The sequence below is a fragment of the Propioniciclava sp. genome (genome assembly GCF_036744435.1).
In the GTDB taxonomy this organism is placed as follows: domain Bacteria; phylum Actinomycetota; class Actinomycetes; order Propionibacteriales; family Propionibacteriaceae; genus Propioniciclava.
The window spans coordinates 1-2,191 of sequence record NZ_DAIOIA010000223.1; the positions used below are offsets into that span (position 1 = coordinate 1).

A 2,191-nucleotide genomic window follows, 5' to 3' on the forward strand; every position below is an offset into this window, starting at 1 on the left:
TGTCGAGCGTCTTCGTCGTCACGAACTCGACCCGCCTGCGACGGTTCAAGCCCGGAAGCTGACCCTTCTTCCCACGCCCGGTGCAGCGCGGCGGGGGTGTCGTGGCATCTCGCCGCACGACACCTGCGAGACCCGCCCCGCCGACTCTGTGCCACGATGTGTCCCGGACTCATCCACATCGCCGCCCCCGGGCGGGTCGGCCTCCCGTGGTCGCGCGACGCATCACGCTCGCCGAGCATGCCGGGGGGCGGCCCCGCCTTCCGCGGCCCAGGCAGGGAGCCTCATGCAGAAGAGAACCCGGACCGGTCTGATCGCCGCCTTCGTCGCCGCGCTCACACTCTCACCGCTGACGATGGCCACCGCCCCGGCCGCCGAGCCCGAACCCGCCGCCACGTGCGAGCTGAGCGCCCCGCTCTACTTCGGCGGAGACGCCACCGATAACGCCGCCCTGACCGGCGTGTGGACCTGGCGCAATTCGACCACCGGCACGGCGGGGCCCGCCTGGGCGGTCGCCGGCGACTACCACACCCGCTCCTTCCTGCGGACCCTGACGAACACGTCCTCGGGCAATGCGGCCCGTGACCTCCACCACGTGACCGCCTACTACCCGACGGCGCAGCTCGCCCCGACGATCTCCGGCGGCGCCTACCGCCAGTCCGTCTGGGACGCCACCTACGGGGCCTTCGTCTCTCAGGGCACCTTCCCGACGGGGTGGAGCGGGCGGGTGACCCCGCCTGCAGGCAGCACCGTGGAGGTGTACGACGCGGGAAGCTGGGACGGCACCAGCTATGTGCTGGGCTCCAAGATCACGTCCACGGTGGCCGCCGAGTCGGTGCCGATCCCGCTTTCGCGCACGAGCCCCATCACCTACAACATCGCCGGACAGCAGGTCCCGACGCGCCTCGTCCAGGAGACGCTGAGCGTCGGGCAGACCGTGTCCTACACCACGGGCGTCGCTCAAGAACGGCCGACCAACAGCGGCACCTACGGGCTGTACCTGCTCGACGACTTCACCGCGAGCATCTGCTTGCCCAAGCCGACGGTCACCGAGTGGAGTGACACGTCCGCGGACGGCCTGGGGACGGTCTCGGGCACCGGCAGCTCCCCCGGCGACTCGGTGACCGTCACCGCAGCCGGTGGCGCGGTCATCGGGACGGCGACGGTGGGCCCCGACCTGACGTGGGCCTTCCCGCTCACCACTCCCCTGTCTGCAGGGCCCAACCCGCTGACGGCCACGGAAACGGACACCTCTTACTCCACGGAGAGCCAGCGCCTGCAGGGCACGTCCGCGCCGGCCGCTCATCCGGTGGGCACCCCCACGCTCACCGCGACGATCACCGACTCCGAAGGGGGCACCACCGCGGACGCACCACGCACGGTGTCCTCCGATGCGGCCTACGCGGTGACGTTCACGGTCACGAACACGGGCACGGCGATCGCCACCGACGTGACCCTCGGCGCCGCCACCACCGCCGGGCTGAGCCTGTCGTCCCCGGTGTGCTCGCCGGACATCACCCAGTCCGGGGTCACGCTCGCTCCGAACGCGTCGGCCACCTGCACCGCGACCATCAGCGGCCTGACGTCCGGCACGACCGGCACGTTGTCGGTGGCGCCGACGGCGACGTCCCCGGTGATCTCCGGTTCGGTGTCCACCTCGGCCGGGTACTGGGTGACGCTGCGCACTCCCGAGCCGACGCCCACACCGGAACCGACCACCCCGCAGCCGACGACACCCGCGCCCACACCCGAGCCGACAACCCCGACCCCGGAGCCGACGTCGTCGCCGACACCGAGCGCCTCACCCGACGGCACGCTGCCGTTCACGGGGGCGGGCCAGGCGGTCGGCTTCGGCGTCCTGGGCCTGCTCCTCGTCATGGTGGGCGCAGCGGGAGTCCGGATGGCTCACCCGAGGCGCTGACCAGACCCACTGATGGCTCCGCCCCGACGGCCCTGGCACGGGCTGTCGGGGCGGAGTGCGTTCAGGCGGGCTGGGCCGCGGTGACGCTCCCGCGGACGCCCCGGGGTCAGGGACGCGGGGCCGCTGTCAGGATCTCGGCGCCCTGCCGGGTTACCGCCACGGTGTGCTCGGTGTGGGCGGTCAGGCAGCCGGTGGCGCTGCGCAGCGTCCAGCCGTCCGCGTCGAAGATCAGCTCGTCGGTGTCGGCCATCACCCACGGCTCGATCGCGAGCA

At 72.4% G+C, this 2,191-nt stretch carries 1 protein-coding gene; it reads left to right on the plus strand.

The window, feature by feature from the left end; genetic code table 11:
* Positions 1–283 precede the first annotated feature (283 nt).
* A complete protein-coding gene (locus V7E09_RS15390) occupies positions 284–1,918 on the plus strand; it encodes a hypothetical protein (protein ID WP_324511478.1) in 1,635 nt (544 codons plus the stop codon).
* Positions 1,919–2,191 lie beyond the last annotated feature (273 nt).